General features: G+C 59.9%; 13 protein-coding genes. 9 read left to right on the top strand and 4 right to left on the bottom strand.

The window, feature by feature from the left end; genetic code table 11:
• Positions 1–11: 11 nt before the first annotated feature.
• The 8 genes from gspG to K6118_RS13220 are packed head-to-tail and all read left to right on the top strand — an operon-like array spanning position 12 to position 5,191.
• A complete protein-coding gene (gene gspG, locus K6118_RS13185) occupies positions 12–479 on the top strand; it encodes a type II secretion system major pseudopilin GspG (protein ID WP_247120946.1) in 468 nt (155 codons plus the stop codon).
• A complete protein-coding gene (gene gspH / locus K6118_RS13190; RefSeq protein ID WP_247120840.1) occupies positions 457–987 on the top strand; it encodes a type II secretion system minor pseudopilin GspH in 531 nt (176 codons plus the stop codon). The genes gspG and gspH overlap by 23 nt, the downstream gene beginning before the upstream one ends.
• On the top strand, positions 984–1,388 hold the full coding sequence (gene gspI / locus K6118_RS13195; RefSeq protein WP_247120841.1) for a type II secretion system minor pseudopilin GspI: 405 nt from the start codon (positions 984–986) through the stop codon (positions 1,386–1,388). Before gspH ends, gspI begins: the two co-directional genes overlap by 4 nt.
• Positions 1,378–2,013 carry a type II secretion system minor pseudopilin GspJ gene (gspJ, locus tag K6118_RS13200; RefSeq protein WP_247120842.1) on the top strand — a complete coding sequence of 212 codons (636 nt, stop codon included), beginning with the start codon at positions 1,378–1,380 and terminating at the stop codon, positions 2,011–2,013. Before gspI ends, gspJ begins: the two co-directional genes overlap by 11 nt.
• Positions 2,010–2,987, top strand: coding sequence for a type II secretion system minor pseudopilin GspK (gspK, locus tag K6118_RS13205; RefSeq protein WP_247120844.1), 978 nt, complete (start codon positions 2,010–2,012; stop codon positions 2,985–2,987). The genes gspJ and gspK overlap by 4 nt, the downstream gene beginning before the upstream one ends.
• Positions 2,987–4,174, top strand: a complete 1,188-nt coding sequence (gene gspL / locus K6118_RS13210; protein WP_247120846.1) for a type II secretion system protein GspL — start codon at positions 2,987–2,989, stop codon at positions 4,172–4,174. The genes gspK and gspL overlap by 1 nt, the downstream gene beginning before the upstream one ends.
• Positions 4,171–4,662, top strand: a complete 492-nt coding sequence (gspM, locus tag K6118_RS13215) for a type II secretion system protein GspM (protein ID WP_247120847.1) — start codon at positions 4,171–4,173, stop codon at positions 4,660–4,662. Before gspL ends, gspM begins: the two co-directional genes overlap by 4 nt.
• A 16-nt stretch (positions 4,663–4,678) precedes the next feature.
• Entirely contained in the window at positions 4,679–5,191 is a 513-nt protein-coding gene (locus tag K6118_RS13220) for a hypothetical protein (RefSeq protein ID WP_247120848.1), read from the top strand.
• A gap of 72 nt (positions 5,192–5,263) precedes the next feature.
• On the opposite strand, the gene K6118_RS13225 is transcribed toward K6118_RS13220, so the two are convergent.
• Positions 5,264–7,072, bottom strand: coding sequence for a hypothetical protein (locus K6118_RS13225; RefSeq protein WP_247120850.1), 1,809 nt, complete (start codon positions 7,070–7,072; stop codon positions 5,264–5,266).
• A gap of 1,356 nt (positions 7,073–8,428) precedes the next feature.
• Here K6118_RS13225 and K6118_RS13230 point away from each other — a divergent pair.
• A complete protein-coding gene (locus K6118_RS13230) occupies positions 8,429–10,411 on the top strand; it encodes a BCCT family transporter (RefSeq protein WP_247120851.1) in 1,983 nt (660 codons plus the stop codon).
• 58 nt (positions 10,412–10,469) lie between these two features.
• Here the strand turns inward: K6118_RS13230 and K6118_RS13235 are convergent, their stop codons facing one another.
• From K6118_RS13235 to K6118_RS13245, 3 genes are all read right to left on the bottom strand, one after another.
• Positions 10,470–12,458, bottom strand: a complete 1,989-nt coding sequence (locus tag K6118_RS13235) for a tetratricopeptide repeat-containing sulfotransferase family protein (protein ID WP_281500811.1) — start codon at positions 12,456–12,458, stop codon at positions 10,470–10,472.
• A gap of 143 nt (positions 12,459–12,601) precedes the next feature.
• Positions 12,602–15,016, bottom strand: a complete 2,415-nt coding sequence (locus K6118_RS13240; RefSeq protein WP_247120854.1) for a TonB-dependent receptor — start codon at positions 15,014–15,016, stop codon at positions 12,602–12,604.
• Positions 15,017–15,534: 518 nt separating this feature from the next.
• Positions 15,535–18,672, bottom strand: coding sequence for an efflux RND transporter permease subunit (locus K6118_RS13245; protein ID WP_247120855.1), 3,138 nt, complete (start codon positions 18,670–18,672; stop codon positions 15,535–15,537).
• Between the last annotated feature and the right edge of the window lie 5 nt (positions 18,673–18,677).

Consider the following 18,677-nt stretch of genomic DNA (forward strand, 5'->3'; position numbering starts at 1 on the left):
TGTTTGCCAAGATGAAAACCTGTTTCAAAAGCTGTCTCAAGAGCAGGTGGCCGCACCTCGTCAACGAAGATGGCTTCACCCTGATCGAGCTGATGGTGGTGATTGTTATCATCGGCCTCCTGACCACGATCGTGGTCATCAACGTGCTGCCGAGCCAGGACAAGGCGATGGTCGAAAAGGCCCACGCCGACATCCATATGCTGGAGCAGGCGGTCGAGCTCTACCGCCTCGACAACAAAGCCTACCCGACCGTCGACCAGGGCCTGCAGGCGCTGGTGAAAATGCCGGACAATCTCAAGAACCCCGATCTCTATCGCAAGGAAGGCTATATCAAGCGCCTGCCCAACGACCCGTGGGGCCATCCCTACCAATATGCCTATCCGGGCGAGCATGGCACCTTCGATATCTTCTCACTCGGCGCCGATGGCCGCGTTGGCGGCAAAGGACTGGATGCGGATGTCACTAACTGGCAAAAATAGCCAGAAACGGACCAGCTGGCGGGTCGATGAGGGTTTCACCCTGATCGAGGTGATGGTGGTGATTGTCATCGTCGGCTTGATGACCGGTATGGTCATGTTTACCCTGATGCCGCATCGCGCCTCGCTTGAGGATGACGCAACACGCCTGGTCGGCCGCCTGGCGGCGGCGCGCCGGAGCGCGGTCCTTGAGGGCCAGTCGGTCGGGCTGCAGGTCAGCGATAGCGGCTATCGGTTCCTGCGCTATCGCCGCGGCCGCTGGCAGCCCTACAGTCTGGTCCCTGACCGCACCAGCCTCACCTGGCCCGAGGATACCGATGTGTCGCTGGCCGTCGGTGGCGTGTACCTGCGCCTTGAGCGCGACCGGCATGACCACCGCGCACGCCCGCGGCCGGCGCTGGTTTTTTCGGCGATCGGCGAAGCCGTCCCGTTCGACCTGACGCTCGCGCGCGACCAGGCCCTCCTGCATATCCGCGGCGACGGCGCCGGCCATATGGTGATCGGGCGATGAGCGATCGTCCCTCCCATTTGCGCCCGGCCGAGGATGCCGACGCCTGCGCCGGCTTTTCGCTGGTGGAAGCGGTGGTCGCCCTAGCCGTCTTCTCGATTGCCGCCGTTGCCCTGCTGAATGCCGAGGGCGAAAGCGCGCGCGCGGCTACGGCGCTCGAGGACCGGTTCGGGGCACAGATAGTTGCCGAAAACCTGATGGTCGAGCATACCGTCGACGCCAAGGCGGCACCTACCGCCAACACCGGCACCCAGACCCTGATGGGCCAGACCTGGTACTGGCGGCGCGCGCAGGTGCCGGTCGCCAACAGCCCCTTCACCAAGATCACCATCGACGTCGCCAAGGCCCGCGACGGCCGGACCGTCTACAGCCTCAGCAGTCTGGAATCGGCGCATGGTTCGTAACGCCCACAGCTCAGACGCCGGCTTCACCCTGGTGGAACTGCTGGTCGCCCTGTTCATCTCGGCGCTGATCGGGGTCGCCAGTGTCACCTTCTTGCACCAGGCGCTGGTCAGCCGCGACCGGATCGATGACCACACCGCCGCGGTTCAGGCGCTGCAGATGGCCCATAGCCTGGTCAAGGATGACATGCTGCAGCTGGTGGACCGGCCGACCCGCGGCCCCTATGGCAGCAACCGTGCGGCCTTTGCCGGCGGCATCACCCACAGCAACAGTGTCTTCCTGGCCTTCACCCGGGGCCTTTCCGGCCCGATCGCCAGTGGCGCCCGCCCGGCGCTCGAATATGTCCGGTATCGCTTCGAGGCCGGCCAACTGATCCGCGAAGCCGATGCCAGGCTGGACCCGACCGGCAAAACCGTCCCCAATCGCCAGATTCTGCTGACCGGGCTCAAGGCCGTCGATATCCGCTTCCTGGTCAAGGACCAGTGGGTTAGCCATTTCGACAATAGCGACGGCAGCGGCAGCACGCCCGCTGCCATCGCCCTCACCCTGATCGGCAGCAAGGTCGGCACGCTCGAGCAATTGTTCATGATCCATACCGGCGCCACCAAAGCGGAGCCAGCATCATGAAACACTGTCTGCACAGGCTGCGCAACGAGCAGGGCGTGATCCTGATCGTGGTGATGATGACGGTCGCGATCATGGCGATCATCGCTGTCGGCCTGATGGAAGAGGTGCGTTTCTCGCTACGCCTCAGCACCAACGCCGGCACCTATGACCAGGAACGCTGGTATGCGCTGGACATGGAACCTTGGGCGCAAGCCCAGTTGGCAGCTGTCAACAAGGACAAAAAAGCCGTTACCTTTCAACCCATTAAGCAAAATTACAGCCTTGATGGCATGCAGCTGATCGCGCGCCTGGTGCCGCTGTCCAACTGTTTCAACCTCAACAGCCTGATCGCGACCAAGGACGGCAAGGAGCAGCCGTCTGCCCAGGCCACGCGCCTCTATGGGCGCCTGCTGAGCGGGCTTGGGGTCTCGCCGGAGCGCGCGGCCGATCTGATCGCCGCTCTCGAGGATTGGATCGACAGCGATACCGAACTCAGGCCCGGCGGCGCCGAGGATTATGAATATTCCGGCCTCGCCATCCCTTACCGCACCGGCAACACGCGGCTGGACGACGTCAGCGAACTCAAAAGCATCAAGGGCTATGATGCCAGCCTCTATAACCGGCTCCAGCCGTTTGTCTGCACTCTACCCGCCGCAACGCCACTGGTTCTGGACATCAACAGCCTCACCAGGGCCGACGCGCGGCTGGTCGATGCCGTGTTCGATGCCAGCCCGGCCCAGGACCCGGTCGAGGTGATCCTGAACGCGCGTCCGGCAGAAGGGTTTGCCGACATCAAGGATCTTTGGAAAACGCCCGACCTGGCCTCGATCGGTATCAAGGAGGAAGACAAGGCCTTGTTGACAGTGAAGCCGCACTATTTTTTGTTGCACACCACGGTAACCCAGGGCGATATTCAGCTGGTGGCCGAGAGTGCCTATAGCAAGGCGAAAGATGCGCAGGCGCATCTGTTGTGGCGTCGGATTGGAGAAGAGTGATGAGCCTGCACCTGCTATTGTTTGCGGCCGCCGACACGCCGCAGATCGATTACTGGGCGGTGGTGGAAACCGCGACCCCGATCGTGCTGCGCTCAGGCGCCGGCCTGCCGGCAATGGCCGACCACGCCGATGTGAGCCGCAGCGCTCTGATACTCGCCGGGGTCAATGTCGCGTGCCACGCCCTGCCCCTGCCGCGCCGCATTACCCCGCAGGTGCTGGCCGCTCTGCCCCAGCTGATGATCGACCGGCTGGCGAGCCCGGAGTCCCGGCCCCATTGTGCCGTCGGCGCCAAACAGGGGGACGACACCCTGGTCGCCGTGGTCGACCATAGCTATTTCGCCCTTCTGATCGCCGGCCTGCAAGCGGCCGGCATCGAGCCGGACCTGGCACTGGCCGACTATATGCTGTTGCCGACCGATGACGCCGACGTCTGCGGGATCGAATTGCCGGACGTCCTGCTGATTGCCACCGCTGACGGCCGTGGCGCTGCGGTTGACCGGGCGGTAGCGCCCCGTGCGCTGGCCGAGCTGGTGCCGGCAACGGCACAAAAGCTGCTCTGGTATGGTGGTGATATCGGCGCGGCGTGGGGACAGGCGGGCCAGGTCGATACTCGGCCAGGGCCGGACAGGGACGCCTTTGCGCTGTTGCTGGCGCCGGCACTGGACCGCTACAGCAGCATCAATTTCATCTCCGGTGCCTTTCGCCGCCGCGGCCACTGGCAGGTGCCGCGCCGCAACCGCAAGCGCATCGGCCTCCTGACCGCGAGCGCGGTGCTGCTGACGGTTTTTGCTATCTTTGCCGCCGGCTGGCAGCTCAACCGGCAGGCAGTGGCAGTCGATGGAGCCTCGCACGCCGAGATGCACACCGTGTTTCCGCGGGCAACCAGCCTGAGCTATCTGCGTGCCAAACTGCGCGAGCTTGAAGGCCACGACCAGAACCAATTTCTGGCCCTCTCCCATACGCTGTTTGCCGTCACCGCCGCCGAAGCCAGCGCCTCAATCCGCCAGCTTCATTATGATGGCCGCCAAAGCCAGCTCACGGTTCAGCTGCAGGTCGATAGCCTCACCACCGCCGAGCATCTGGAAAAACAGCTGAAGGCCACCGGCCAGCTTACCCTGGTCAACCAGTCGTCACGGCAGGCAGGCCAAGTGTTTCAGACAACCCTCACCCTGGAGCCGGTCCGATGATACCTGTCGATGCCATGCTGGAAAACTGGCGGTCCCGCCCGCGCCATGAGCAGATGATCCTCGGTGGCCTTGCCAGCGCCGTGGTCGTGGTTTTCGTTTTTCTGGCCCTGTTCCAGCCGGCCATGTTCTATTATCGGGACGCCGGCCGCAACCTGGCAGCAGCCAGCTATGAAGCCGGGCTGGTCCATGACACCGTGGTGCATGCGCTCCGGTTGCTGGCGACGGCGGCGCCCGAGCCGGTCGCCGATGCGCCAGCGCTGACCGCGCTCTTGAACAACAGTGCTGGCAAGGCCGGGATCGTGCTCAGCCGGCTTGAGGCCCGCGACGAGACAACCGTGACCGTCTGGCTCGATGGAGTCGAGCCGCAGCGCCTGTTCGATTGGCTGAGCAACCTCAAGAAACGCCATGGGGTTGCCGTGAGTGTTGCTGACATTACCGCCGAGCCTGGCAAGCCGACCATACAGGCCCAATTGCAGATAAAAGTCTAAGCGGGATAGAGCGATCATGATCAGATATCGGACATTGACCCTTCTGGTGTGCGGCCTGCTGGCCGGCTGCGTGGGCGCGCCGCCGCCGTCGGCGCACCAGGCCGCCGCGGTCCGCAAACCCGCGCAAGCTCCCGCGCATCGGGAGGACGAGGCCAGCCTGTGGGCCCATTTGGGCAGCCTGCCGGGCCAGAAGGTGCCGCCGCACAGCTGCGGCCTGTTCCTGTGGGCCAACATCCCCAACCGCTCGCTGGTATTTTTCGCCGACAACAGCACGCCCACCGGCACCATCATGTATGACGGCAAACCGGTGAAGCTGCCCTTGGTGGCGGCCACCGGAACCTCCATGCTCGGCCTGTTTTCCGACCTGCATTATGAAACCGACCACCTGAGCCTGACCGTCTCCTACAGCGCCCAAACGCGCCCTGGCCTCAGCGATGGCGTTGTGGTCACCGGCGGCACCTGGCGCCTACGCGAAAAGGGTGGCTGGGAACTGGTTCTGCCGGTCGTCGGCCTGATCGGCTGCGCCTGACCGGCGACAGCGGCGTGCGCGGATAGCGGTGGGGCACCGGCCGCAGCCGGTCCCCAGGTTTTAGTATGCGGATTACCCCGCTGTGCAGGGCGGGAAGGTTGGCAGATTGGCACTGTTGGTATAATTGCTGCCAGCGGGCGTGGAATATATACAGGCGTTGGGCGTCCGACCGTCGGTCACCTTATTGTACTGTATATCGACGTTGGCATGATTGTTCAGCCGGAACATATAATTTTTCGGGTAGAAGAAGCTCGATGTCAGGCTCTCGATGGTATTTTCTTTTGTCGCGTCGGTATTGCCGATGGTGGCACCGTCAACCGCTTCAAGCCAAACCGCGGCGCCCTGATAGGACGTGAAGGTATTGTGGTAAATTTTCAGGCCGGTATTGGCCTTCCAGGCCTGAGGACCGCCGATCGTGACCAGAATCATGCCGTGACGCGTGCTGTTGGCCAGGTTGTTATCCCGAAATGTGTTGTCATGTATGCTGGTGTTCGCCAACCGGTAGGCCTCGAAGAAATCGCCGCTGCTTTCGGTATGAACCCCGGACGCTCCCAATTGTTCGAATGTATTATTATAAATTTCGCCATTGTTGCCGCGGACGAAAAGGCCATTGCGGCGCCCATGGGTAAAGTGGTTGTCATGGATCAGGAAGCTATTATCCATCGCATTTTCATCGAACAGTAGATCGCCAGCGCCGAACGCGTTGGTAATCGATGCGCTCAGAGTCACGACATTGGTGCCTGTTCCGAAAGCCGAGACATTTCGCTGCGCAATGAGTCCACCTGTTGATGGTCTGAACAGGGTAACCTGATCGTTGGGCTCGATATCCACCTGATCCGGCTTGATGGTGAAATGGGTATTGTCTATCTTTGAGTCGATCATCATACGCAGGCCATGCAGGTTGACGAAATCGTCCCCCAACGCATCCATATCGCAGTTCATGATCACTACAGCATGCCCCGTGGCGCCCTGAAGATTGCGTGTTGCGCCAAGGTTGATGCCATCGGCGTTCCCGGCGGTCCATTCGTAGGGATTCAGTTGGGTATCCAGATTGTCGACGGTCACGTTTGAATTGTGGGTCCCGGCCACCAGAATACCGGGAGCATCTTCTGAAATCATGTTCTGAATTGTCACTGTGTGGGACTTGAATATATTGACAATGTTAGCTGGCGTGCGCTTGCGCAGGATGAATCCATCCCCGTTGACCACGTTGCTAAGATCGCCGCCCGCGACAGTGACATCATAGTCCACCCCATCAGAATTTTTGCTGACAGAGACTACATCATATTTCTGATCCGTCTTGGGTTTGATACGCGAGCGGGAATTGCTCTGGGTGAAATTGCCTTCTGGCGCAAAGGGGTCGGCTGTCGAAGTCTTGGTGTTGGTAAACAGGCTGTTGGTAAAATCAGCAAAACCACTTTTTTTCGTGACAGTTACTGTATGAGTGCTCTCGTTCACACTCTGCACCACGCCTTCGGTAAAGGGCACCGTCGAACGCCGGACGATGAAATTCTTGATGGTGATGTTCGACGCGTAGGTCAGCGCGAACACGTTCGAATAATTGTCGCCTATTACCAGAGTTGTGGTCGGCTTGCCGGTATTGGCGTCAACGGCGCCTTCGATGGTGATGCCGCTCGCGGATTTGAGATTGAACAGCGGATTGCTGGCGCTCAGGCTGGTGAAATTGAAGGTGCCGCTGCCAAGTTGCAGTATGTCACCGCTATGGAGCTGGCTAAGCTTGTTTTGCACATTCTGCGTATTGTCGCCACTGGCCGGTGAAACGGTATAAGTCGTTGCCAGCGCCGCCGGCGATGACAGAAGCAAACCCAGCGCCGTAGCGGTCGCAAGGGCCGCAGTGTGCATGGAAAGATATTTTTTCATCAGAATATCCTTTTGGTTGAAATAGAGGGTTCTGTGGAACTCCAAACAGCAAAGCAATGGCCCCGACCGGGCGGCAAGCTATGCCGCTGGCCCTATCAGGAGTGACCGGGAACCCCGGTCACTCATGTCTTTTTTTTTGGGGCGGAACGAAACGGCAGTCACATCTGCACCGCCCCACACAACACCTGTCCACACAGGGACTTATCGCCAGCATGGCACACGAATGTGGGTTTTGAACGCCGGTCACGGGTCCGTGCCGGGATGGCCTTTGTCTCGCTGAGCAACAGACTGCCGAAAGAAGCAGATCGTTGAAAAAGCGCCTAGCATGAAATGTATGTTCCCTTGAAAGACGATAACTTCTATGCGCTGCTTCTTAGTAGATAACAACTTTAAATTTATTTTTTATGATAGCAAAAAAGCTGTCAAGGCTTGGAACTCTGAACCAGATTATAAGGGTATGGAACATTCCTCGCTGAGAGGTCAGGCGCATTGAATTGTTGAGACCTAGAGCATTTTCCACTCATTCGCAGCTATATCTGGCAGTGGCAAAGTAGGTTTTGCATTCTGCTGGCGCGACGGCGTCTCAGCACATCAGGTCGCTTTTGCTCGCTTGCATGCGCTGTTTCTGAAGATCATGCTATGACGATCTAGCAGGTGCCAGACGGTGCTCTGCGCCGCCCGAAGATAGTAGGTCTGAACCGGGCATGTCTCCCTGGCACCAACGGCTGACCCACTTGATCGCGACCGACCGGCACGATTGTTCCTTCTTCACCGTTACGCTCAAGCGCCGCTCTTCTAGAGAATGTTGTCGTTAGCCAGGCCAAATCGCGGAGATCCCTCGACCAATAAGGAAAGTCCATTTTCGATTGATTGGATATTGAAACGGCTGCTTCATAACGCGAGTTTTTCCGCCGTTTGTTCATTCGCGACCCAGACCTGAAAGATAATCCCATTTTATGTGTCAAAAGGGTCGGATAATCCCATTAATTGTGTCACGCAGTCTCAATTAATGGGTCACGGACAAATCGAAAATGGCGGAAACCCTAGGATTTGAATCTCACCTTATGTGTCGCCCTACAACAAGTACACAGTGAATGATGAAAAAGCGCGACGGCATCAAACCGTCGCGCTTTTCTTTGCGTGGCCTCTGTGACCGCATGAGAGGCAGGCTCATGAAGGGATATAATTCGTATTCGAAAATATGTGAGGCCAGGCTTCTCGAGTCCCTCAAGGGGTTTCGACCAATCTTTATACGGAAAATAAGGAAAATGTTGGCCTTTTGGCGTCAACATGTGGCACATCGGGGATCTAAATTACTTTGTAATCAAACAATCAGGAGGCCAGAGGCAGACCCCTATGTTCAACGCCGCCAACCATCAGGAACCAGAAGCCCACAAGTCCGGTATCCTGCCGCCGGTCTTTTTCCCCGCCGCTGGCGCCATTGCCTTCATCGTGATTGCGACGCTGATTGCCGGAAAGGCCGCAGGGCCATTCTTCAGTAGCTTGCAGGGCTGGATTACCCACAATGGCGGCTGGATCTATATGCTGGCGGTCACCGGCTTCCTGCTCTTCTGCATCTTCCTGGCGTTCAGCCGTTATGGCGACATCAAGCTGGGCCCGAACCACGCGGAGCCGGACTATAGCTATCTGTCCTGGTTCTCGATGCTGTTTTCCGCGGGTATTGGGATCGGCCTGATGTTCTTCGGGGTTGCCGAGCCGGTAACCCACTTCCTGGCCCCGCCTGATGCAGACCCGCGTACCATTGAAGCCGCGAAGGAGGCGATGCAGATCACCTTTTTCCACTGGGGCATCAACGCCTGGGCTATCTATGCCATCGTCGGCCTGATCCTTGCCTATTTCAGTTTCCGCCACCGCTTGCCGCTCACGATCCGTTCAGCGCTGTTTCCGCTAATCGGTAACCGCATTCATGGCCCCATCGGCCACCTGGTGGATGTGCTTGCGGTCGTTGGCACGCTATTCGGTGTCGCCACCTCGCTCGGCTTCGGGGTCGCGCAGGTGAATGCCGGGCTCTCGTACCTGTTCGGGATACCGATGACCCCCGAGACGCAGGTGATCCTGATCGCGGCGATCACAGCCTGCGCCACAGCCTCGGTGGTTTCCGGTCTCGATTCTGGTATCAAGCGCCTGTCCGAACTCAATATGATCCTGGCTGTCCTGCTTCTGGTTTTTGTCATCGTTGCCGGGCCGACCGTCCTGTTCTTCGACAGTTTCGTTCAGAACCTCGGGCTTTATGCCCAGACGCTGGTGGAGCGGAGCTTCCGCCTCAACGCCTATGACGGCAATGAGGCCTGGATGGGCAAATGGACGTTGTTCTACTGGGGATGGTGGATCAGCTGGTCGCCGTTCGTCGGCATCTTTATCGCCCGCATTTCGCGCGGCCGCACGATCCGCGAATTTATCACCGGTGTGCTTCTGGTGCCGACCGCTTTTACCTTCATCTGGATGACAGCCTTCGGCAATACCGCGCTGGCGTTCGAGATGCAGGGTATTGGCGGTTCCATCACCGATGCCGTGCAGCATAACCTGCCCCTGGGCCTGTTCCATTTCCTCGAACTGTTGCCGATGCACTCCGTAGTGTCCTTCTTCGCGATCATCCTGATCGTCACCTTCTTCGTGACATCGTCGGACTCCGGCTCGTTGGTCATTGACACCATTACCTCTGGCGGCCATCTGGACCCACCCATGTGGACGCGGGTTTTCTGGGCGCTGACTGAAGGCGTGGTCGCGGCTGTTCTTATGCTGACGGGCGGCCTGAGCGCGCTCCAGACCGCGACGATCACCACGGCACTGCCGTTCACCTTTGTCATCATCTTCGCCTGTGTCGGCCTTATGCGCGGCCTCAGGATGGAGGCGGCCAAGATGCGCGGCGCCGAAGCTGCGCCCGAGGTGCCGATCGGCGGGCAAGGGGTCGGCTGGAAACAACGGCTGGATGCGCTTCTGTCCTATCCGGGTGAAAGACAGGTGGAAGCCTTCCTTGCTGACACTGTGCGCCCCGCGCTTAGGAAAGTAGCGGATGAAGTGCAAGCGAACGATACCGACGCGTCGGTGGAGCTGTCAGAAGGCGGGACCGAGCTCCGTATCCTGCATGGCGACGAGATCGACTTCCGCTATGCCGTGAAGCCGCGTGGCCTTCTAAAGCCGGAGTTTGCCTATCTGGATGGCGGCAAGAAGGAGGAGCGTTTCTTCCGTGCCGAGGTGCATCTTCTGGAAGGCAGCCAGAATTATGATGTCTACGGCTTTTCGGAGGATCAACTGATCCACGACATCCTCAGCCAGTATGACAAGCACATGCATTTCCTGCATCTGGCGCGGGCCTGACCTCCCCCGAAAGCAGAAAGCCATGGATCGGCCGCTCCTTTAAAAAGGGGCGGCCTTTTTATTGTTCGGGGGTGGGCTCTGTGGCGAGGTCTGCGGGCGCGCAAGGTCCAAGCGCCCCGATGAGCGGGCCGAGGTGCGGGGCGAACGGTCGCCAACCGCCGACACCTTTCCTGTTGATCGGCTGCCTGACCTGTTCGGAGCTTGCGGTGCGCACGGACCGGTCGGTTTCATGGAAGCGCAGGCATGCGTCCTCGAACGCCAGGCCGCAGAAATCGAGCATGCGCCTAACCTGGCCCTCAAGGTCCTCGACCACATCCTCATACTGGACGCGCAGGATCTCCCCGGGGAAGACCCGGTCCCAATGGTCCATCAGGTCGACATAGCCCCGGTAGTAGCGCCCGATCTCCTCAAGCCCATAGGTGAATTCCTGGCCCTCGGCGAACAGCTGTTTGAAGCCGCTGAAGCAGCAGGCGATGGGGTGCCGCCGTGCATCGATGATCTTGGCGTTCGGCAGGATGAGCTTGATGAGGCCGATATGGCGGAAATTGTTGGGCATCTTGTCGATGAAATAGGGCGCGCCTGTACGGTAGATTTTCGTGTCCTCGATAAAGGCTTCACCGAACGCCTTGATCTGGTCTGCGGTTAGCTCTTCCAGGATCGCCGGGTAGCGCGGCGCCTCGCCTTTCCTGAGGCGGCCATTGAGCCGGTGCGCGAGCGCGAGGATATTCGGCAGTTCCATGGTGCCTTCGACCCTTGAGTGCGAAGCGAGGATCTGCTCCAGGAGCGTGGAGCCCGCGCGCGGCAATCCGACGATGAAAATCGGCGCCGGGTCATCATGGCCTGCACCGGCATGTTTCTCCATCAGGGCCGGGGTGCAGATTTCCTTTTGCAGCTCGAATTCCAGGTCGACCGCGTCTGGGTCATAACGCAGGTCGTCCTTCTTGAGGGCGTTCCCGCGCTCATAGAATGCGAACGCGGCATCGGTGTCACCGGCATCTTCATGGGCTTTGCCGAGCGCGAAATTGAGATGGCAACGGTTGACCGTGCCGGTCCCTTCGGCGGCCTCATGGGCTGTCATTAACGCCATCTCAGCCTCGGTGAAACGGTAGGTTTTCAAATTGGCGAGGCTCCAGTATGCATCGCCCAAATCCGGTTCGGCGGCATAGGCGGCGCGGTAAGCCTCGATGGCTTGTTCCTGCTGGCCGATGGTTTTGAGCGCATGGCCGCGCGCCATATGGATGCTGGCATTATCCTCGATCAGATCGACGACGCGGTCGTAAATCTCAAGTGCGGTGTCATAGGCGCCGGTCGCCACACATTCGTTGGCATAGAGCGTTTCGAATGCCGGGTTGCCGGGGTCGCTTTTGCGTAGGGTGTCGGCTTCTTCGCAGGCCTTGGCGAACTTCTGGCGCTTGTGCAGCACATTCACATAGTCCATACGCGCGAGCTGGTTTTGGGGCTCGAACTCCAAACAGCTTTCCAAGAGGAATTCGGCATCGTCAAGCACATGAAGGCGCAGGCCGATATCGGCCAGCAGCCGCATGGCTTCGACATGATGCGGGTTTTTCTGCAGGAAAGCGCGGCACAGCGTTTCGGCCTTCAAGATCCGGCCTTCATGGAGGAAGCTGGTGACGCTGACCAGTTCCCGCGGCAGTGCGCTCAGGCGCGCGAGATGCTTGCGGGCATTCGCGGCCGCTTCCGGCTGACCGGTCTTGTCATAAAGCGTAACCAGCATCTGCCAGCTGGCGCCGAGCGCGGGGTTCTTCACCACCGCGGCTTCATATTCCGTGAGTGCCTTCCGGGCATCGCCCTGCGCGCGCCACAGGTGCCCGGCTTCCTGCCAGGCGCGGCCATAGTCGGGCCGGGCTTTCTGCAGCCGGGCGATGAGTGCGAAGGCATCGCCTGTGTTCCCAAGGTAGCGGTTGGCAACGGCGGCAAGATAGAGCGCATCGATATTGTCGGGCTCGGCCTTCAGGGTGCTTTCAGCCATCTTGAGGGCCCCGGCCATATCCTGTTTCTGCATGAGCGCGGTGGCGCGCGCGATCATGGTTTCCGTATCGGTCTTGCCGTCAGTCACATGTCTTCCCGGGTTTTGTCCGTATAAGAAAGGCGGTCCCTGAGGACCGCCTCATCCATCCTAAAGGGTCAGGCACCGGGTGTGAACCCCACACCCGGTGCCCGGGAATCCCCTTAATAGTCGTAGGAGATTTTGAAGCCGATGGTGCGCGGCCGGTTGGTGGTCACACGCGGGATATCGTCCTGCTGGTTGATGAAGAGCTGGGCGCGTTTATCCGTGATATTCTGGATAAAGAGCTCAGCCCCCCATTTGTCCTTGTGAACGCCGAACGACCAGTCGGACGTGGTGTAACCGGCCTGGCGCTTGCGGTCAGCTGCCACCAGCGAGCTGAAGCTGTGGCTGGCGGTCTGGATGCTACCCTGGATATAGGCGTCATAATTGCCGACCGTCCATTCGTAGCGGGCGCGCAGGTTGGCCTGGAACTTCGGCGTCAGCGGCAGCTGGCTGCCGACAGGGGCCAGTTCGATCGCCTGTGCCTTGGCTTTCACCAGCTTGGCGTCATTGTAGGAGAAGGCGCCGAACACGGTCAGGTGGTCGGTGGCCAGCCAGCTGAAGTCACCCTCGACACCCTTGATGTGGGCATCCGCCGAGTTCTCGATGAAGGTCAGGATCGAGACGTTCTGCGGGTCGAAACGTGAAATCTGCATGTCGGTCCAGTTGATGTAATAGGCATCGCCGTTGAAGCGGAAGCTACCGTCGAACATCGTGGCTTTCCAACCTGCCTCATAGTTCTGCACGTTATCGGTGCCGTAGGTCACGCTGACTGTCGGGAAGCTCGGGTTGGCCGACGGGATGCCGCCACCGCGGTTGAAACCGCCCGGGCGGTAGCCTTGCGAATAGGTCGCATAGAGAAGCAGGTCCTCGGTCGGGTGATAGCTGATGTTCAGCTTGTAGATGGCATCGTGTGACTTCAAGGGCGCGGTGGTGTGGCCGCCTGAACGGTCATAGTCGCGGCCAAGGTCAAGGTCGACGGCGCTATTCTGGAAAGGACCGGTCGCGAAGTTGGATGAGCCGGTAAAGTCCTGGCTGAGGTCATAGTAGCGCATACCGCCGGTGATGGTCAGCTTCTCTGGGATGATGTCGTAGGAAAGTTCCCCGAAGAAGGCCAACTGGTCTTCCGTCCGCGTGATGTCGTTGAAGAAGGCAATGCCGGCCGGGCGGGTGCTCGGGTCGATATTGTTCGCGGTCGAAATCGGCGCGTTCGGCAGGAAGCCAAGGTCCGGCGTGGCGACATAGTCGTAATTGTCCAGCGTCTTCAGCTTATAGTGATCGTAGAAGACACCGGCCGTCAGGCGCACACGGTACTCTTCCGGTGTTGTGAACCTGAGTTCCTGGGTGAAGCGGTTGTGATACTGCTTGCCCTTGAAGCCCTTGATCGGGTTGAGGCAGGCGCGAACCGCATCATAGGTACAGGTATAGTAGGCGATATAGGCGCCGGTGTTATTGTACCCGGTGTAGTCGATCGACTGGGTTACGTTCCGGTCCAGGTAGCCCCCGGTGTAGATGACATCCAGCATCGAAAGGCGGCCATGCATGGTCCAGGTGGTCAGCCCGAAGCTGTCCTGCAGCTTGTCGGGATAGTAGCGCTGGACTTCGAGGTCGCCGACGCTCGGGTCATAATCGAACACGCCGTCTGCGCCCAGGTCCTGCTGGGTGTGCTGGACCAGCAAGTCCCAATCGCTGTTGAAAACATATTTTGCGCCAACCCGGGCCCCGCGGTAGTAGCTGTCGTTGAAGTTCTTTTCAACGAGCGGGGTGTTGGTGGCCGACTTGTAGGTCGTGTTCGACGGCAGCCAGGACACGGCCGAGTTTTTGTTGACCTTCGGGTCGAGCGTGAAGGTGCCCGGCACGTTGTCGATATAGCCGCCATTGTTGACGCTATAGACCACGCCGCGCATGGCGAACTTGTCTTCGACGATCGGTACGTTGATGTAGCCCTCGACAGATTCACTCATTTCACCGTGGCGGGTGAAGGAAACCTTGCCGGTGACACCGGCTTCGAATTCGTTCAGCCGCGGCTTCTTGGTGATGAGGCGGATGGTCCCGGCCTGCGAGCTGGCGCCGAACAGCGTGCCCTGCGGCCCAGGCAGCACTTCGATGCGCTCCAGGTCGGCGGCGTAGACATCCAGGTTACGGCCCGGTGCGGTGACCGGTTGCTCGTCCAGATACATCGCCACGTTCGGCTCGGTGCCCTGTGCGCCCGACAGCATCACGGTGATCGGCTGTACGGCCATGCCGCGGATGAAGACGGTCGACTGGCCGGGGCCGCGCCCGCCTGAGCTCACGTTCGGCAGGAAGCGGATATAGTCGTCGAAGTTGCCGATATTCTGCTGTTTGATGTCTTTGCCGCTCATGGCTTGTACGGCGACCGGAACATCCTGCATCTTGGCGGACCGCTTGGTGGCGGTGACGACGATTTCCTCGAAACCTTTCGAGGGGGCATCATCGGCGACGGCACTTGCATACGTCCCGGCCATAACCGGAACAGATGCCAGCAACGCCAGCTTCAAGGCTTTGGTTCTGTTCATGACAGAAGTCTCTCCTTCCTGATTATTTACCCCCGAAGCCCCTATGGCTCACATCGGCTGACAACGAGGCGTTGTCGGTCACTGAGGGGAAACAATGGGGGGATTTTTATTTAGAATACGAATGACTGATAGGTACGGTACTTTGAGTTGATAGTATATAAATCAGACCATAAAAACGCGATAAATCTACACTTTTGGCCTATTTGTGCGGCAATAAGGCAACATATTATGCTTTGTTTTCAAAATTTAACGCGATTGGGCAGTCGAAGGCAGAACTGCGGTAATGAGGCCGCGTGTCAGGACGTGCCAGCCCCGCGATTCAAGGGGGTATGACATAAAACGGGTATGTCGGGAGATGTGGCCGCCTGGGGTGTAGACCTAAGTCGCTCCGGGGTCGATCTCACTGATCTCAAGGATCGGAAAGGCATCCAGCCTTTCCGCATCCGTCGTTCTGTCCTCTTATCCTGCCTGCGCGCATGGCACGGGCAGGCGTTGTCCCGGACCTATATACCGGGCCTTTATTCGTCCCCCGGGCCTTCAGCCCCTTCAACCTCCCGCCGTTTCCACAAGAGGTAAACCGCCGGGATCAGGAGGAGCGTGAGCACGGTGGCGCTGACCATGCCGCCGACCATGGGCGCGGCGATCCGGCGCATGACCTCGGACCCCGTGCCGGTGCCGAGCATGATCGGCAACAGGCCTGCGATGATCACCGCCACCGTCATCATGATCGGGCGCACACGCAGGAGCGCACCGCGGATGATGGCTTCCCGGAGGTCGGCACGGGTGAGCGTCCCGCCGTGGGTCTCCGCCCTGGTCTTCTCCCAGGCCTGGTTGAGATAAACGATCATGAGAACGCCGATCTCGACCGCGACGCCGGCAAGCGCGATGAAGCCGACCCCCACCGCGACCGACAGGTTATAGCCGAGGAGATACAGGAGCCAGATACCGCCGACGAGCGCGAGCGGTAGCGTGCCCATGATGATGAGGACGGCAGTCATATCGCGGAAGTTGATATAGAGGAGCAGCAGGATGATCACGAGCGTGACCGGCACCACCACGCTCAGCTTCTGTTTCGCGCGCTGCATATATTCATACTGGCCGGACCAGCCGAGGGAGTAGCCGGCGGGCAGCTTGAGCTGGGTACGGACCGCAGCTTGTGCCCGTTCGACATAGCTGCCGATATCGGTGCCGTTGATGTCGATATAGATCCAGCCATTCAGTCGGGCGTTTTCGCTGCGGATGACGCCGGGGCCTTCGCTCACCTTGATGTCGGCGACCTGCCCGAGCGGGATGTTCTCGCCCCGCGCAGTGACGATCGGCAGCGTACGCAACCGTTCGACAGAATCGCGGTAGTCCTGCGGGTAGCGGAGGTTGACCGGATAGCGTTCCAGCCCTTCCACGCTTTCGGTCACCGTCATGCCGCCGATGGCGGTGCGGATCACGTCCTGCACATCATCGATATTGAGGCCATAACGCGCGGCCTTCAGCCGGTTGATGTCAACATTGACATAGCGCCCGCCGGTGACCCGTTCGGCATAGACCGACGCCGTGCCCGGCACCTTACGGATGATGCCCTCGATCTGCTGGCCGATCTTGCTGATGGTCGCGAGGTCCGGCCCCGCCACTTTGATGCCCACCGGCGTCTTGATGCCGGTCGCCAGCATGTCGATGCGGTTCTTGATCGGCATGATCCAGACGTTGGTGAGGCTCGGCACCTGGACAAGGCGGTTCAGCTCGGCCTTCAGTTTTTCCGTGGTCATGCCCTTGCGCCACTGGTCCTTCGGCTTCAGCCGGATCGTGGTTTCGATCATGGTCAGCGGCGCTGGGTCGGTTGCGGTTTCGGCCCGGCCGGCCTTGCCGTAGACCGTTTCCACCTCCGGCACGGATTTGATCAGCTTGTTGGTCTGTTGCACAAGCTCGGCCACCTTGCCCGTCGAGATAGCCGGATAGGCGCTCGGCATATAGAGAAGGTCGCCTTCGTCCAGGTCGGGCATGAACTCGCTACCGATGTGTGAGAGCGGATAGACGGCGCTGGCGAGTGCGATGAGCGTTACCACCACCATGGTTTTGGGGAAGCGGAGCGCGGCACCGATAAAGGGCCGGTAACCGGCGATGAGCGCGCGGTTGACCGGGTTCTTGTGCTCCGGCACTACATGGCCGCGAATGAAATAGCCCATCAGCACCGGGACCAGCGTGATCGACAGGCCGGCGGCCGCCGCCATCGCATAGGTTTTGGTGAAGGCAAGCGGATGGAACAGCCGCCCCTCCTGGGCTTCGAGCGCGAAGATGGGCACGAAGCTGAAGGTGATGATGAGAAGCGAGAAGAAAAGCGGCGGTCCCACTTCGAGCGCGGCTTCGGTGACCACCTGCCAGCGGTTCTCCGCCGTGACCTCGGTCGCCTCCATATGTTTGTGGAAATTTTCGATCATCACGATGGTGGCGTCGACCATGGCGCCGATCGCGATGGCGATGCCGCCCAAGGACATGATGTTGGCGTTGATGCCCTGGCTGTTCATCACCACGATTGCCCCCAATATGCCGACCGGCAGGCTGAGCACCACAACGAGCGATGAGCGCAGGTGAAAGAGGAACACCGCGCAGACGAGCGCCACCACCAGGAATTCCTCCAATAGCTTGTGGCTGAGCGTGTCGATAGCACGTTTGATCAGCGACGAGCGGTCGTAGGTCGTCACCACCTCCACGCCCGCGGGCAGGCTGCGCTTCAGCGTCTCAAGCTTGGCTTTCACCCGGTCGATGGTCTTGAGGGCATTCTCGCCCCAACGCATGATGATGACGCCGCCGACGGCCTCGCCCTCGCCGTTCAGTTCACCGATGCCGCGCCTCAGTTCCGGCCCCATGCGGATGTCGGCCACGTCCTTGAGGAGGATCGGCGTGCCGCCTTTAGTGACGCCGAGCGGGATGGCGGCGAGATCGGCCTCGCTTTTGATATAGCCGGAAGCGCGCACCATATATTCGGCTTCGGCCATCTCGATCACCCGGCCGCCGGTCTCCCGGTTGCCGTGCTGGATCGCCATCTTGACCTTCTGGAGCGGGATATCATAGGCGCGCAGGCGGTTGGGGTTCACAACCACCTGATACTGTTTGACCATGCCGCCGATGGTGGCGACTTCGGAGACACCTTCCACCGTCTGCAGTTCATATTTCAGGAACCAGTCCTGAATGCTGCGGAGCTGAGCCAGGTCATGTTTTCCGGTGCGGTCAACAAGCGCATATTGATAGACCCAGCCAACGCCGGTGGCATCGGGGCCAAGGGCGGAGCGCGCTTCCTTCGGCAGGGTCGGCGCCACCTTGCTCAGATACTCCATCACGCGGGACCGCGCCCAATAGAGGTCCGTTCCGTCCTTGAAGATGACATAGACGTAGGAGTCGTTGAAAAAGCTGTAGCCGCGCACGGTTACCGCCCCCGGCACCGATAGCATCGCGGTCGTGAGCGGATAGGTGACCTGGTCCTCCACCACCTGGGGGGCCTGACCGGGGTAGGTGGTCTTGACGATCACCTGCACGTCGGAAAGGTCCGGGATGGCATCGAGCGGCGTTTTGGTGGCCGAATAGACACCCCAGGCGGCAAACAGCAGCGTCAGGATGACGACGAGAAAGCGGTTCTCGACCGACCAGCGGATTATCTTCGCAATCATGTCCG

Origin of the sequence: Kordiimonas marina, assembly GCF_023006325.1 — a bacterium.
GTDB classification, from domain to species: domain Bacteria; phylum Pseudomonadota; class Alphaproteobacteria; order Sphingomonadales; family Kordiimonadaceae; genus Kordiimonas; species Kordiimonas marina.

Excerpts from the sequence above, each read along its gene's own strand:
- K6118_RS13225 (WP_247120850.1), bottom strand. The coding sequence starts at position 7,072 with ATGAAAAAATATCTTTCCATGCACACTGCGGCCCTTGCGACCGCTACG.
- K6118_RS13245 (WP_247120855.1), bottom strand. The coding sequence starts at position 18,672 with ATGATTGCGAAGATAATCCGCTGGTCGGTCGAGAACCGCTTTCTCGTC.
- K6118_RS13235 (WP_281500811.1), bottom strand. The coding sequence starts at position 12,458 with ATGATCGCGCGCGCCACCGCGCTCATGCAGAAACAGGATATGGCCGGG.
- gspK (WP_247120844.1), top strand. The coding sequence starts at position 2,010 with ATGAAACACTGTCTGCACAGGCTGCGCAACGAGCAGGGCGTGATCCTG.
- gspH (WP_247120840.1), top strand. The coding sequence starts at position 457 with ATGTCACTAACTGGCAAAAATAGCCAGAAACGGACCAGCTGGCGGGTC.
- gspI (WP_247120841.1), top strand. The coding sequence starts at position 984 with ATGAGCGATCGTCCCTCCCATTTGCGCCCGGCCGAGGATGCCGACGCC.
- gspG (WP_247120946.1), top strand. The coding sequence starts at position 12 with ATGAAAACCTGTTTCAAAAGCTGTCTCAAGAGCAGGTGGCCGCACCTC.
- K6118_RS13240 (WP_247120854.1), bottom strand. The coding sequence starts at position 15,016 with ATGAACAGAACCAAAGCCTTGAAGCTGGCGTTGCTGGCATCTGTTCCG.
- K6118_RS13220 (WP_247120848.1), top strand. The coding sequence starts at position 4,679 with ATGATCAGATATCGGACATTGACCCTTCTGGTGTGCGGCCTGCTGGCC.
- gspJ (WP_247120842.1), top strand. The coding sequence starts at position 1,378 with ATGGTTCGTAACGCCCACAGCTCAGACGCCGGCTTCACCCTGGTGGAA.
- K6118_RS13230 (WP_247120851.1), top strand. The coding sequence starts at position 8,429 with ATGTTCAACGCCGCCAACCATCAGGAACCAGAAGCCCACAAGTCCGGT.
- gspM (WP_247120847.1), top strand. The coding sequence starts at position 4,171 with ATGATACCTGTCGATGCCATGCTGGAAAACTGGCGGTCCCGCCCGCGC.
- gspL (WP_247120846.1), top strand. The coding sequence starts at position 2,987 with ATGAGCCTGCACCTGCTATTGTTTGCGGCCGCCGACACGCCGCAGATC.